Source organism: Telluria antibiotica (genome assembly GCF_011682055.1).
Taxonomy (GTDB): Bacteria; Pseudomonadota; Gammaproteobacteria; order Burkholderiales; family Burkholderiaceae_D; genus Telluria; species Telluria antibiotica.
In genome coordinates, this window is sequence record NZ_JAAQOM010000024.1 from 43,344 (window position 1) to 58,049 (window position 14,706).

10 protein-coding genes are annotated in these 14,706 nt (G+C 66.8%); 5 read left to right on the forward strand and 5 right to left on the reverse strand.

Annotation, left to right across the window (positions count from 1 at the left end; genetic code table 11):
* The first annotated feature begins 132 nt into the window (after window positions 1-132).
* On the forward strand, window positions 133-1,068 hold the full coding sequence (locus HAV22_RS28410; protein ID WP_166864401.1) for a DUF535 family protein: 936 nt from the start codon (window positions 133-135) through the stop codon (window positions 1,066-1,068).
* Between the two features lie 161 nt (window positions 1,069-1,229).
* On the opposite strand, the gene waaF is transcribed toward HAV22_RS28410, so the two are convergent.
* The 3 genes from waaF to HAV22_RS28425 are packed head-to-tail and all read right to left on the reverse strand — an operon-like array spanning window position 1,230 to window position 5,243.
* Window positions 1,230-2,282, reverse strand: coding sequence for a lipopolysaccharide heptosyltransferase II (gene waaF, locus HAV22_RS28415; protein WP_166864406.1), 1,053 nt, complete (start codon window positions 2,280-2,282; stop codon window positions 1,230-1,232).
* Window positions 2,279-4,009, reverse strand: coding sequence for a lipid A export permease/ATP-binding protein MsbA (msbA, locus tag HAV22_RS28420; protein ID WP_166864409.1), 1,731 nt, complete (start codon window positions 4,007-4,009; stop codon window positions 2,279-2,281). The genes waaF and msbA overlap by 4 nt, the downstream gene beginning before the upstream one ends.
* Window positions 4,002-5,243, reverse strand: coding sequence for an O-antigen ligase family protein (locus tag HAV22_RS28425; protein WP_166864412.1), 1,242 nt, complete (start codon window positions 5,241-5,243; stop codon window positions 4,002-4,004). The genes msbA and HAV22_RS28425 overlap by 8 nt, the downstream gene beginning before the upstream one ends.
* A gap of 82 nt (window positions 5,244-5,325) precedes the next feature.
* Between HAV22_RS28425 and HAV22_RS28430 the strand changes: the two genes are divergently transcribed.
* A complete protein-coding gene (locus tag HAV22_RS28430) occupies window positions 5,326-6,135 on the forward strand; it encodes a glycosyltransferase family 2 protein (RefSeq protein WP_371869770.1) in 810 nt (269 codons plus the stop codon).
* On the opposite strand, the gene HAV22_RS28435 is transcribed toward HAV22_RS28430, so the two are convergent.
* On the reverse strand, window positions 6,086-7,705 hold the full coding sequence (locus HAV22_RS28435; protein WP_166864417.1) for a methyl-accepting chemotaxis protein: 1,620 nt from the start codon (window positions 7,703-7,705) through the stop codon (window positions 6,086-6,088). The two genes, HAV22_RS28430 and HAV22_RS28435, sit on opposite strands and share 50 nt — an antisense overlap.
* Before the next feature lie 430 nt (window positions 7,706-8,135).
* Window positions 8,136-11,630, reverse strand: a complete 3,495-nt coding sequence (gene dnaE / locus HAV22_RS28440; protein WP_166864419.1) for a DNA polymerase III subunit alpha — start codon at window positions 11,628-11,630, stop codon at window positions 8,136-8,138.
* Window positions 11,631-11,773: 143 nt separating this feature from the next.
* On the opposite strand from dnaE, the gene HAV22_RS28445 reads away from it, so the two are divergent.
* The 3 genes from HAV22_RS28445 to HAV22_RS28455 are packed head-to-tail and all read left to right on the forward strand — an operon-like array spanning window position 11,774 to window position 14,702.
* Window positions 11,774-12,619 (forward strand): sulfurtransferase, encoded by an 846-nt coding sequence (locus HAV22_RS28445; RefSeq protein WP_443098494.1) that lies wholly within the window; start codon window positions 11,774-11,776, stop codon window positions 12,617-12,619.
* Window positions 12,616-12,894, forward strand: a complete 279-nt coding sequence (locus tag HAV22_RS28450; RefSeq protein ID WP_166864425.1) for a hypothetical protein — start codon at window positions 12,616-12,618, stop codon at window positions 12,892-12,894. The genes HAV22_RS28445 and HAV22_RS28450 overlap by 4 nt, the downstream gene beginning before the upstream one ends.
* A complete protein-coding gene (locus HAV22_RS28455) occupies window positions 12,894-14,702 on the forward strand; it encodes a glycosyltransferase family 4 protein (RefSeq protein WP_166864428.1) in 1,809 nt (602 codons plus the stop codon). The genes HAV22_RS28450 and HAV22_RS28455 overlap by 1 nt, the downstream gene beginning before the upstream one ends.
* Window positions 14,703-14,706 lie beyond the last annotated feature (4 nt).

The window sequence follows — 14,706 nt, forward strand, 5'->3', positions numbered from 1 at the left end:
ACTTAGCGTTACTTTACGCCACCCTAGTGCGACTACCATGTCCGACTTCCCTCGCCAGCCGCTACCCGCAGCATCCGGTATGTATGCAGGTTACAGCCTGTTCCCCTCGTCTGCCGCGGCCGGACGGTCGACATGAAACTCTATCGGGAAGAACATGGCTGGACCGAGCGCCTGATCGCCTCGGCGGCGCCGTCGGTCACCTTGCGCTCGGCCGTTCCGCCGCACCTGGCGGGCTTCAAGTCGGTGCGCGAACTCGCGAAGATCCGGCTGCGGGCCGTCCTGCATCCGCGCCAGACGCCGCGCTGGCTCCACCTGCTGAACGCGCACCCGGCCTTTTCGGAATACGTGCGCAACTGCCCGCGCTTCCTGTACAAGGTCTACCGCCCGTACATCAGCCACGCGCTGGATGCCAACGAGCGCCTGGAAGCGATCCGCGCGCACTACGACTTCATGTTCCGGCGTGGCCTGCGCGAGACGCTGGCGCGCGCCAGCGTCGGCCCCGTCGTGCTGGCCGAGGTACCCGGCAAGAGCGGCCTGCCGTACCAGGTCCAGTTGCGCACGGTGAACATGTTCGACCGCGAGGGCGAACTGGTGCTGCAGCTGACGCAGGACGACAAGGCCTTGTACACGGTGGCGTTCACCGTGGCGCCGCGGGACGGCAGCCTGGCCGTCAGCGTCGGCTGCATCCAGGGCGGCAAGACGGAGGATGCGCGCGAGGCGATCCGCACTGCCACGCGCGAACTGCACGGCATCCGGCCGAAGCAGCTGATGGCGACGCTCGTGCGCCAGCTGGGCCATGAATACGGCTGCGAACGGATGGTGCTCGTGTCGAACCGCAACCGCGTGATCTACAAGGCGATCCGCAACGGTCGCGTGCTGGCCGACTACGACCAGCTGTGGACGGAACTGGGCGCGCGGCTGCGGCCCGACGGCGACTGGGAACTGGCGTGCGCGCCGGTGGCGGCGCCGGACCTGGACGGCATCCCGTCGAAGAAGCGGTCGGAGGCGCGCAAGCGGCACGAGCTCGTGAGCCGGCTCGCTGCGGACGTGTGCCAGGCTTTACGATAGACGCAGGCGCGACGCAAACGTCCGCGTGGGCGGGGGGCCGCCCACCCTACGCGCCATTGCGGCCGTAGGGTGGGCACCCTGTGCCCACGCGGACGTTCGCGGTGTGTTAGCGCGTAGGGTGGGCACCCTGTGCCCACGCGAACGTGCGCGGTATGTCGGCGTCACGCCCTGACCGCGCTGTCGCGCTGCGGCACCAGCATCGGCGCCAGCTCGCTCCACACGCTGTCGACACTCATCCGGTTCATGCAATCGTGGTGCCCCAGCGGGCACTCGCGCTTGCGGCATGGCGAGCATGCCAGGCGCAGCGACACGGCGCGCGCCACGTCCGACAGTGGCGGCGCATAGTCCGGGTCCGTCGAGCCGTACAAGGCCACGACGGGACGGTTCAGCGCGGAAGCGATGTGCATCAGCCCGGAATCGTTCGAGACGACGGCGCGCGCCGTCGCCAGCAGGACGATGGCCTCGTCCAGCGACGTCTGGCCGGCCAGGTTCAGCACGCTGGACGCGGCCGCGCCCGCGTGGCGCTGCACCTGCTCGCACGTGTCGCGGTCGTTCGGGGAACCGAGCAGCACCAGCTGCACACCCGGCACGGCAGCGGCCACGCTGGCCGCCAGCGCGCCGTAGTAGGCGGGCGGCCAGCGCTTGGCGCTGCCGAATTCCGCCCCCGGCGCGAATGCGACGAGGGGACGCGCCCGGTCGACGCCGAGGCGCTGTCCCACCTGCGCCATCTCGTCGCCCCCGACGGCAAGGCTCGGGCGCACCGCCTTGCCCGCCGGTCCGGGCGCGCGCGCGAGGGCCGCATAGAACGGCACCATCGACCGGGGCGGATGGTCGTCGTGGTGCATCACGTTTATCATCCCGTAGCGCATCTCGCCCTTGTAGCCGACGCGGCGGCCGATGCCCGCGAGCCACGGGATCAGCGCATATTTCAGCGTGTTCGGCAGCACGTAGGCGTCGGCGTAGCCGCGCGCCGCGAGCATGCGCGCGCAACGCCACCGTTCGCCGAGCTGCAGAGCGCGGTGGCGGAACGGCGTCGCGAGGATCTCGTCGGCCTCGCGGATGCGGCGCCACACGGGCACCACGTGCGGCGGCGCCAGCACGTCGATCGCGCGATCCGGATGCGCCTGCTTGAGAAGGCGCAGCAGCGGCTGGGCCATCACGGCATCGCCGATCCAGTTCGGCGAGATGACGAGCGTGCGCGCCTTCCCGTTCATGTCTCTTCCACCACCGTGGAAAACTGCAGGCGGTACAGGTTCGCGTACATGCCGCCCTTCGCCAGCAGTTGCTCGTGCGTGCCCTGCTCGACGATGCGGCCGTGCTCCATCACGACGATCAGGTCGGCGCCCTCGATGGTCGACAGGCGGTGCGCGATCACGAACGTGGTGCGGCCGGCCATGAGGGTCTCGAGGGCGGCCTGCACGGCGCGTTCCGACTCGTTGTCCAGCGCCGACGTGGCCTCGTCCAGGATCAGGATCGGCGCATCCTTGTAGATGGCGCGCGCGATCGCCACGCGCTGGCGCTGGCCGCCCGACAGGCGCATGCCGTTCTCGCCGATGATCGTGTCGACACCTTCCGGCAGGCGCGCGACGACGTCGGCCAGGTGCGCGGCACGGATGGCGGCCTGCAGGCGCGCCTCGTCGACGTGCTCGACGCCGTACGCGATATTGGCCCGCAGCGTGTCGTCGAACAGCACGACGTTCTGGCTCACGAGCGCCAGCTGGGCGCGCAGCGACGCCATCCTGATGTCCTGGTACGGCACGCCGTCCAGCAGGATGCGGCCCGACTCCGGTTCGTAGAAACGCGTGACGAGGCTTACGAACGTCGACTTGCCGCCGCCCGACATGCCCACCAGCGCGACGGTCTGGCCCGGCTTGACGTCGAGCGAGACATCGTCCAGCGCCAGCGCCTGCGTGTTCGGATAGCGGAACTTGACGTGTTCGAAACGCACGTGGCCCTGCGCGCGCTCGATGGTGCGCGTGCCCGGGTCGTGCTCGACGGGCGCGTCGATCAGCTCGAACACGATTTCCGCGGCGGCGATGCCGCGCTGCATGGGGCCGTTCACCTCGGCCAGCGCCTTCAGCGGCGTCAGCAGCATCAGCATCAACGTGACGAACTGGGTGAATTCGCCGACCGTCATGTCGGCCTTCAGCGCCAGCACGACGACGACCGACAGCGAGATCGACGTGGCGATCTGCGTGACGGGCGTCGTCGCCGCGAACGCGACCGTCATGCGCTGGGAAAAGCCGCGCAGCGCCTCGCTGCGCTGGAAGAAGCGGCGGCTCTCGTACCGTTCGCCCGAGAACACGCGGATCACCTGGTGGCCGCGCGCGGCTTCCTCCACGACCTGCGTCATCTCGCCCGTCACGCGCGTGTTCTCGCGGTTCAGGTGGCGCAACCGCTTGCTCGTCGTGCGCACGATCACGGCCGTGAGGGGCACGACGACGATGGCGACGAGCGTCAGCATCCAGTTCAGCCACAGCAGCGAGCCGAGCAGGCCGACCACGACGAGCACGTCGCGCACGAACGAGATGAACACGGAGTTGATCATGTCCACGACCTGGCGCACGTCGCCGACGACGGTGTTGATCACCTTGCCCGTCGACTCTTCGTGGAAGCGCGCCACGGGCAGGCGCAGCAGGCGTTCGAACGCCTGGGCGCGCAAGTCGTTCAGGACGCGCGAGAGGACCCAGTTGTTGTAGTAGGCCGTGGCGAACGTGCCGATGCCGCGCAGGACGAAGATCGACACGAGCACGCCCGGGATCCACCACAGGCTGAACGGCACCTTGTGCTTGAAGCCCTTGTCCATCAACAGCTTCAGGGCCTCGCCCAGCAGCGGCTGCGTGGCGGCCGTCAACGCCATCGCGAGCAGCGACAGGAACGCGCGTCCGCGATATGGTTTCAGGATCGCCCACAGGCGCTTGATGATGACACTGTTATCCAATTTTTTCTTTCGCGTTCAAACAGAAGCCCATGATGAGGAACACCATGAGCGCATAGAACAGACTGCCCTTCATCGACCAGAAGATCACTTCCGTCAGCCCGAAACCGACGTACCCGAGCACGACCATCGCGCCGCCCAGCGCGGCGGCGAACTGCGGGGCGCGCGTGCCGTCGCGCAGCGCGCGCAGGAAGAACAGCAGCGGCGCGGCCAAGGTGGCGGCCCAGAACGAAAAACCCACCGCGCCGCCCGTCGCCAGCGCCTGCAGCCCGTCATTATGCAGGTGCGGCAGCTGCAGCACCATCGGGTCGAGCCGGCCCATGTGCGCATACTCGGCCAGGCGCGCGCGACACGCGTCGAAGTCCATGCCCAGCAGCGGGTGCTCGCGGATCAACATGGCAGCACCTTTCCACAATTCAAGCCGGGTGCCGACGTTAGTCCACACGTTGCCGCCCTCGTACCAGATCCGCGCATCGCTGACGCCTTCGGCGAAACGCTGCTGCACCCCCAGCGCCGGCGCGAACCAGGCGGTCGCCAGCAAGGCCACGCCGCCGGCCAGCAGCGCACGCACGCGGCGGCTGTCGATCGCAACCACGTGGCGCCCCAGCACGAGCGCCATCAACACGAGGGCCGTCCAGCCGCCGCGGGTGCCCGTCAATACGGACGCCACGAGGCCCGCCAGCGCGGCCATGCCGGCCAGCAAGGCGTCGCGCGCCCGGTCGCGCATGTCGATCGCGCCGGCCAGCGCCAGCAGCGCCAGCACGAGCGCGAGGTCGCCGAACGTGATCGAATTGATGAGCCCGCCTGGCCGGTCGACATGCAGCACGAAACGCTGCCAGGCGATGAATGGCAGCGCCGCCACCGCACCCGCGCTCGCCCCCCACCACAGCGCCCGGCGCGGCGCGCGCACGGCCACGACGAGAGCCAGCGCGCTTGCCGCCAGCAGCATGCGCAGCGGTTTTTCCAGCACGCTCATCTTTTCGCCACGCAACAGCATGCACGCGAGGATAAACAGGAAGTACAGGAGAAAGGCTAGCACGACCCCGCGTACCTGTGCCCAATGGCGCGCGAGCGCGTCACGGCACGGTTTGAAGGTGATCAAGGCGGTGGCCAGGAAGAGGAAACTCGCAGCGCTGACGCCGGGCGAGGTGACGAGGCTCGAAAACGGCAACAGGAAGGCCAGGGCGCCGACCCAGATCCGCATCGGCGCCCGCATGTACGTCGGATTACTGTTCATCGATGTTCTTGTGGGATACTCACGCCCCTGAATACGGCAGTGTACACTGGACCTTATGCGTCACGCACAGACTATCTCGGTCGTGATCACCACCTACAACCGGCCAGATGCGCTGGAGGCGGTGGTGCGGGCATGCTTCGTGCAGAACGACAAGAATTTTGAAATCATTATCGCTGATGACGGCTCGACTGCCAACACGGTTGCCTGCGTCGAGCGGCTCGCGGCGGACGCGCCCGTGCGCCTGCGCCACGTCTGGCAACCCGACGAGGGCTTTCGCGCCGCCATGGCGCGCAACCGCGGCACACTGGCGGCCAGCGGCGAATACATCATCTTCCTGGACGGCGACTGCGTCCCGCAGCGCGACTTCATCGCCCGTCATCGCGCACTGTCGCAGCCCGGCTACCTCGTGTCGGGCAGCCGCATCCTGATGTCGGAAGCGCTGACGCGCCGCGTATTGCAGGATGGGATCGACGTCGGCGCCGCGTCCCCGCTCACGCGCCTGCGGTGGCGCCTGCACGGCGACCTGAACAAGACCCTGCAGCCGCTGGGGTTGCGCTGGCCCGACGCGGGACGCACGTCGCGCAAGTTCTCCTGGCGGCGCATCAAGAGCTGCAACCTGGCCGTCTGGCGCAGCGACCTGGACCGGGTCAACGGTTTCGACGAGAGCTTCACGGGCTGGGGCCACGAGGATTCCGACCTCGTCGTGCGCCTGTTCCACTCAGGCGTGATGCGCAAGGACGGCGCTTTCGCCACCGAGGTGTTCCACCTGTGGCACCGCGAGGCGCAGCGCGACCAGGAAACGAGCAACCGCAACGTGGTCCTGGAGCGCGCTGCGAGCAAGGTTACGCAGGCAACGATCGGGTTGCGCGAGCACGCGCAACCGGCCGCGTAGCGGCCGCACGGGCCCGGGCCGGGGCCTGCGCCTCGATCCGGAAGACGCTCACCACCTGGGCCAGCTTCGCGGCCTGGTCCTGCATCGCTTCCGACGCCGCGGCCGCTTCCTCGACGAGCGAGGCGTTCTGCTGCGTCACCTGGTCCATCTGGGCGATGGCCTGGTTGACGTGCTCGATGCCTTCGCCCTGTTCCTGCGTGGCGTTGCTGATGGCGCCGATCATCGTGCTGACCTTGTTCACGCTGGCCACGATCTCCTGCATCGTGGCGCCCGCCTCCCCGACGAGCCTGGCGCCGTCGTCGACGCGGGCGACGGAATCGCCGATCAGCGCCTTGATTTCCTTGGCCGCGGCGGCGGACCGCTGGGCCAGCGTACGCACTTCGCCCGCGACGACGGCAAAGCCGCGGCCCTGTTCGCCCGCGCGCGCGGCCTCGACGGCCGCGTTCAGCGCCAGGATGTTCGTCTGGAACGCGATGCCGTCGATGACGGTGATGATGTCGACGATCTTCTTCGACGAATCGTTGATCGCCCCCATCGTATCGACGACGCGCGCGACGACGGCGCCGCCGCGCCCCGCCACCTCGGCGGCGGAATCGGCCAGCCGGCTCGCTGCGCGCGCGTTCTCGGCGGTGTGCTTCACGGTCGACGTGAGTTCCTCCATCGACGCGGCCGTCTCTTCGAGCGAACTGGCCTGTTCTTCCGTGCGGCTCGACAAGTCGAGGTTGCCGCTGGCGATCTCGCGCGATGCCGTGGCAATCAAGTCCGTGCCGGCGCGCACGTCGCCGACGATGCCGGCCAGCGCGTCGCGCATGCGCTTCATGGCGGCCATCAGGCTGGCATCAAGACCGGCGCGCACCGGCACGTCCATGCCGAGGTCGCCTGCCGCGATGCGTTGCGCCACGTCGACGGCAGCCTCCGGGTCGCCGCCGATCGAGCGCTCCACGCTGCGCACGACGAACCACACGATGGCCGTCAGCAGCGCGCCGATCACGGCCAGCCATGCGGCCGCACCTGCGAGCTGGGCGCGGAAGGCGTGGTCCAGGTCGTCGATGTACAGGCCCGTCATGAGGTACCAGCCCCACGGTTTGTACGCGGCGATATAGGTCAGCTTGGGCTCCGGCTTGTCCGAACCCGGCTTGGCCCACAGGTAGCTGACGAAGCCGCCGCCGCTCGCCTGGGTGGCGGCGATGCCGTCCACGTAAGGCTTGTGGCCTTCCGGATCGACGGTCTGGTCGATGGCCGTGCCGACCAGCTCCTGCTTGATCGGGTGCATCAGGACGTTCTTGTCGTCGTAGACGACGAGGTAGCCGCTCGTGCCGAAACGCAGCGCGCGCGTGCGCGCCAGCGCCTGCTTCTTCGCCTCGTCGAGAGGCAGCGTGCCGGCGGCGGCCAGGGCCGCGTAGTCCTTGGCGATGGAGGCGGCGATCTCGCCGGCATTCGACAACTGGATCTTGCGCTCCTCGAGGCGCAGGGCACGGCTCTGCACGGCGTTCACGGTGAACACGGCGAGCAGGCAGATCCAGCTGATGAGTAAGGGAAGGAAAAGTTTTTGGCGAAATGTAATTTTCATAGTGGTCAGCGCCGTCGTCCTGGCTTTTACAACGCGGAGAAATTTCCGCTAACCAATATATTTCGCCGGGCGTGGGCAAACGCCAATGGCAGGAATGCAATTACGCCTAAATAATTAAGATTCAGCCATGTGGGAGCGGCGGCCGTACAACACAGTTGGCAAAACGTCTTGCCTGTTCATAATGTGTCATGCGCGCAAAGGTGGGCACGGGGTGCCCACCCTACGATTGTTTTGGTCGCGATCGTGAATACATGCCGTAGCAAAGGTGGGCACGGGGTGCCCACCCTACGATTGTTTTGGTCGCGATCGTGAATACATGCCGTAGCAAAGGTGGGCACGGGGTGCCCACCCTACGATTGTTTTGGTCGCGATCGCGAATACATGCCGTAGGGTGGGCGGCCTCCGCCCACCATGCGTCAACGCGGCTTGATCAATACTCGACCGCGACGTCCTTCGCGCCGAGCTGCAACTCGAGCGCATATTTCAACTCGTCCGACGGCGCCACTCTCCACGCATCGCCCAGTTGCAGGATGCACGGGATGCCCTGCGGCGTCACGCGCAGGCTGACCGGGAGGCCGTGTTCGTGGCGGTACGGCTGCAGGATCTCGGCCAGCTTCGCCGGCGGGATCGTGCACGCGACGTCCATCTCCAGCTTGTGGCCGTACTGGATGCGCGCGGTCGCGATGTCGAACACCTTCTCCGCGGTGATGCGCAGGCCGCCGTTGAAGCGGTCTTCCGACACCTTGCCCACGACGAGCAGGAATTCGTCCTCGCGGAAAACGTTCTTGTGCTGCTCGAACAACTCGTTATAGATCGTGACCTCGACGACGCCGGACTTGTCGTCCAGCGAGACGATCAGGATCTTGCCGCGCTGCGTGAGCTGCGTGCGCACGCCCGTGATCACGCCGCACAGCATGCGGGGGTCGCGCGACGGTTCCAGGTCCTTCAGTTTCGTCTTGGCGAAGCGGCGCACCTCGGCCGCGTACGAGTCGAACATATGGCCCGACAGGTAGTAGCCCAGCGCCGTCTTTTCCTCGGACAGCTTCTGGCGGTCCGTCCACGGGGTCGCCTTCACGTAGTCGGGCGGCGCGACGAGGTCGGAATCGTCGCCGCCGAACAGGCTCACCTGGTTCGCGGAGGCTGCCGCCTGGTCGGCCACTTCGACGGCGAACGCGACGGACGCGAGCAGCACGGCGCGGTCGACGCCGAAGCAATCCATCGCGCCCGCGCGGATCAGCGATTCGACCGTGCGGCGGTTGATCTGCTTGCGGTCGACGCGCTTGCAGAAGTCGAACAAGTCCTTGAACTTGCCGCCGGACTCGCGCGCCGCGATGATCGCCTCGATGGCGCCCTGCCCCGCGCCCTTCACGCCACCGAGGCCGTAGCGGATGTTTTTCACGGGCTTGCCCGTGACGGACGGCGGTGGGCCTTCCGGCGTGAAGCGGAACTGCGATTCGTTGACGTCGGGCGGCAGGATCGTCAGGCCGCACATGTCGATCGAGTCCTCGACGAGGATCTTGATCTTGTCCGTGTCTTCCATCGCGAGCGACATGTTGGCTGCCATGAACGCGGCGGTGTGGTGGACCTTCAGGTACGCCGTGTGGTACGACAGCAGCGCGTACGCGGCCGCGTGCGACTTGTTGAAGCCGTAGCCCGCGAACTTCTCCATCAAGTCGAAGATCTCGTCGGCCTTTTCCGTCGTCAGCCCGTCCTTCGCGGCGCCGGCGCGGAAGATCGCGCGGTGCTCGGCCATCTCCTCGGCCTTCTTCTTGCCCATCGCGCGACGCAGCATGTCCGCGCCGCCCAGCGAGTAGCCGCCGACGATCTGCGCCATCTGCATCACCTGCTCCTGGTAGACCATGATGCCGTAGGTCTCCGAGAGAATGGATTCGGTGCGCGGATCGGGATAGTCGAACTTCTCGCCGTGTTTCCGTTTGCAGAAGTCCGGGATCAGGTCCATCGGGCCCGGACGGTACAGCGCCACGAGCGCGATGATGTCCTCGAAGCGGTCGGGCCGCGCATCCTTCAGCATGCCCTGCATGCCGCGGCTTTCAAGCTGGAACACGGCGACGGTCTTCGCATCCGTCAGCAATTTGTACGTGGGCCGGTCCGTCAGCGGCAGCTTGGACAGGTCGAAATCCTTGTCGGCCGGGTCGAGCGCGCGGATGTAGTTGACGGCGCGGTCGAGGATGGTCAGCGTGGTCAGGCCCAGGAAGTCGAACTTCACGAGGCCGGCGGCCTCCACGTCGTCCTTGTCGTACTGCGACACGACACCCGCATCGCCGCCCTGCGTGTACAGCGGGCAGAAGTCCGTCAATTTGCCCGGCGCGATCAGCACGCCGCCCGCGTGCATGCCGATGTTGCGGGTGATGCCTTCGACCTGCTGCGCGAGCTCGATCAGCTGCTTCACCTCTTCCTCGTTCTCGAGGCGTTCCTTCAGCATCGGCTCTTCTTCGATCGCCTCGGCGATCGACACCTGCTTGCCCGGCTTGAACGGGATCAGCTTCGAGATGCCGTCGCAGAAGTTGTAGCCGAAATCGAGCACGCGGCCCACGTCGCGGATCGCGCCCTTCGCGGCCATCGTACCGAACGTGGCGATCTGCGACACGGCGTCGCGGCCGTACAGGTCCTTCACGTGCTGGATCACCAACTCTCGCTTTTCCTGGCAGAAGTCGATGTCGAAGTCGGGCATCGAGACGCGTTCCGGGTTCAGGAAGCGCTCGAACAGCAGGTTGTATTTCAGCGGATCGAGGTCGGTGATCTTCAGCGCGTACGCGACGAGCGAACCCGCGCCCGAACCGCGGCCCGGACCGATCGGCACGCCGTTGTTCTTGCCCCACTGGATGAACTCCGCCACGATGAGGAAGTAGCCCGGGAACTTCATCTTGATGATGGTGTTGTTCTCGAACTCCAGGCGCGCCTCGTAGCGCGGCCGCTCCTTCTCGCGCTGTTCCTCGTTCGGATACAGCTCGATGAGGCGCTCTTCCAGCCCCTTCTTCGTTTCCGCGACGAGGAATTCGTCGATCGTCATGCCCGGCGTCGGGAAGTTCGGCAGCTGCGGCTTGCCGAGCGTCAGCGTGACGTTGCAGCGCTTGGCGATCTCCACGGAGTTGGCCAACGCGCCCGGCAAGTCCTTGAACAGTTCCGCCATCTCGGCCTGCGACTTGAAGCACATGCCTTCGTTGAAGCGGCGCACGCGCTTGGCGTTCGCCAGCATCTCGCCCTCGGCGATACAGACGCGCGCCTCGTGCGCGATGAATTCGTCCTTGCTGATGAATTGCACGGGGTGCGTCGCGACGACGGGCAGCCCCAGGCGGTTCGCCAGCGCCACCGAATGGCGCACCTGCTGTTCCTGGTTCTGCTGGCCGGCACGCTGGATCTCGACATAGAAATGGCCGGGGAAGATCTGCGCCCAGCGGCGCGCGCACGCTTCCGCCTTGTCCAGGTCGCCGTTGTCGATGGCCTGGCCGATGTCGCCGAACTGCGCGCCCGACAGCACGATGAGGCCGTTCGACTGCGGCACGTCCGGCTCCAACGTGGAAACGGAAGTCGCCAGCGCTTCCAGCCACTCGACGCGGATCTCGGCCCGGCCCTTGTACTGGTTCGTGAGCCACGCTTTCGACAGCAGTTCGCACAGCTGCAGGTAGCCGGTCTTGTTCTTGCACAGGATGAGCAGGCGGAACGGCTTGTCGCGGTTGTCGTCGTTCGTGATCCACGCATCCACCCCGACGATCGGCTTGATGCCCTTGCCGCGCGCCGCTTTATAGAAGCGCACGAGGCAGAACGCGTTGGCCAGGTCGGTGACGCCCACCGCGGGCTGCTGGTCCTTGGCGGCGGCAGCCACCAGGTCGTCAATACGGACGAGGCCGTCGACGATCGAGTATTCGGTATGGACGCGGAGGTGGGTGAAGATCGGGGAAGTCATCTTGTCATTTTACCCCGGACGGCCGGAATTGAGGGTTGCATCCAGGCACGGTGCGAGGCTTGACAAGCGCGCCGGACGTGCTCTTTCGACGGCTGCTGGCTTATAATAGTCGGCTTGTTCCCCGCTTCGCACTGTATTTTACGATCATGCACGTCAACATCGCCGCCTATAAATTCGTCTCCCTGGACAACCTCGACGAACTGCGCCCGCAATACCAGGCGCTGTGCGACGAGCTGGGCCTGAAGGGCACCATCCTGCTGACACCGGAGGGCATCAATATGTTCGTGTCCGGGCCGCGCGAAGCGATCGACGAGTATCTGGCGTGGGTCCGCAGCGACGCGCGCCTGGCCGACCTGGAGTGGAAGGAAAGCCTGTCGAACGAACAACCGCACCGCCGCATGCTCGTCCGCATCAAGAAGGAAATCATCACGATGCGCATGCCGCTGATCAAGCCGGAACTGGGCCGCGCACCGTCCGTGGCGCCGAAGACGCTCAAGCGCTGGCTCGACCAGGGTCACGACGACGATGGCGTCCCCGTCGTCATGATGGAAACCCGCAACGCGTTTGAAGTCGACGTGGGCACGTTCGACAACACGCTGGACTACCGCATCGACAAGTTCAGCGAGTTCCCCGAGGTCGTCGCCAAGCACAAGGATGAGCTCCAGGGCAAGACCGTCGTCACGTTCTGCACGGGCGGCATCCGCTGCGAAAAGGCCGCGATCCACATGCAGAACATCGGCTACGACCGCGTCTACCAGCTCGACGGCGGCATCCTGAAATATTTCGAGGAAGTGGGCGGCGACCATTACACGGGCGACTGCTTCGTGTTCGACTACCGCACCGCGCTCAACCCGAAGCTGGAGCCGACGGAAACCGTGCAATGCTTCGCCTGCCGCGCCGTCGTGACGCCGCGCCAGCAGCTGGCGCCGGAATACATCGTGGGCAAGTCGTGCCCGCATTGCGCGCACGCGGACCAAGCGCAGGCATGAGCGCAAAGCCGGTGCGTTCCGGCCTGGCGGGCGCAATGCGCGCGACCGCACTGTGGTGCGTACGGATCCTGACGCGCCAGGCGCGCGTGAAATGGCTGGCCCGCGCGGCGCTCGAGCGCTTCCCGGCCCTGCAGACGCGCCTGTACGGCGTACTCCATCGTCATGACGTACCGCCGCGCCGCGCCCATGTGCCGCAGGACGTCGGGGATCTGTCGCCCGATACGGAGGCCATGTATCGTGAATTGAAACGGCATTTCGCGGCGAGGACGCGCTGATGCGCATCGTGCTCGACCTGCAGGGCGCGCAGACCGCCAGCCGTTTCCGCGGCATCGGCCGCTATACGATGGCGCTCACGCGCGGCATCCTGCGCCATGCCGGCGACCACGAGGTGTGGCTGGTATTGAATGGCGCACTCGACGAATCCGTGGCGGCGGTCCGTGCCGGCTTTGCCGGTCTCGTGCCGCGGGAACGCATCCGGGTCTTCGAGCCGCCTGGCCGGGTCGCCGAAATGGACAGCCGCGCGGCGCCCCGCTGCCGTGCCGCCGAGATGATCCGGGAACAGTTCATCGCCCTGCTGGAACCGGACGTGGTGCTGGTGACCAGCCTGTTCGAAGGCTATGTCGACGACGCCGTCGGTTCGGTCGGCACGTTCATCGACGGTGCGCGGACTGCCGTCATCCTGTATGACCTGATTCCGCTGCTCAACCAGGATGTTTATCTGGGCTCGCCCGCGCAGCGGCAATGCTACATGCGCAAGATCGAATCGCTCAGGCGCGCCGGGCGCCTGCTGGCGATTTCCGATTATGCGCGTGAAGAAGCCATCGCCGCACTCGACCTGCCGCCGGACCGGATAGTGGCGATCTCGACCGCTGTGGACGAAAGCTTCGTGCCGGCCGAGCCGACCGCCGACGCACTGGACGCGCTGCGCCAGCGCTTCGGCATCACCCGCCCTTTCGTCATGTGCGCGCCCGGCGGCTACGATTCGCGCAAGAACCTGCCCGGACTGATTACCGCCTACGGCCTGCTGCCGGCCGATCTGCGTGCAGGGCATCAATTGCTCATCGCCAGCCGCCTCACCGACCACGACCGCGTGCAACTCGAAAAGCATGCGCAGTCGAATGGCCTGGCCAAGAACGAACTGATCCTGACCGGCTACGTCAGCGACGACATGCTGATCGCCCTGTACGGTGCCGCCGCGCTGTTCGTCTTCCCTTCCCTGCATGAAGGCTTTGGCCTGCCTGCGCTCGAGGCGATGGCCTGCGGCACGCCGGTGATCGGTTCGAACAGCACCAGCATCCCGGAAGTCATCGGGCTCGAGGAAGCGATGTTCGACCCGCGCCGGCCGGAAGCGATCGCCGCGAAGATGGCCGAGGTCCTGGGCGATCCGGCCTTCGGCGCGCGCCTGCGCGTGCACGGGCGCACGCAGGCTGCTAAATTCTCATGGGATAACACGGCGCGACGTGCGCTGCGCGCGCTCGAAGCGCTGGCCGGCACGGGCGCGCCGGTGCGGCCGCGCGCACGGGAGGCACTGCTGCAGGCGCTGGCCGCCATGCCGGCCCTGGCGGCGGACGACGCCACGCTCCTTGCGCTGGCATCGAGCCTCGCTTCCCTGCCGAAGCCGGATGCGCCGCGGCAATTGCTGATCGACGTCAGCGGGATGGACGATGTCCGACCGGTGCGCGAGCTGCTGCAGGCTTCTCCGGCAGGCATGCAGGCCGTTCCCGTGTTCCTCAGTGCGCAAGGCGGGGTGTGGCATTATCGTTACGCGCCGCGCCGTGCGAGCGAATTGCCCGGCATCGACGCCGACTATGTCGCCGACATGCGGGTAGCCGACCTGCGCACGGGTGACGTCCTCGTGTGCCCATGCGCCGACCTGCATGCGCTCGAGGCGGCTGTTGCAGACGGCCTATTCGACCACTTGCACCGGAACGGCATCACGCTGCATCTCGCCGCCGCCGACCCGCTGTCCGCGAACGTGCCGGCCTGGATGGGCAGCCTCGTCGCGCTCGCCGACGATGTCCACGCGGGGGACCCGGCCTGGCCGGCCATCGAAGCCCTGATTCAGTCCCGCTCCATGGCGTGAATCC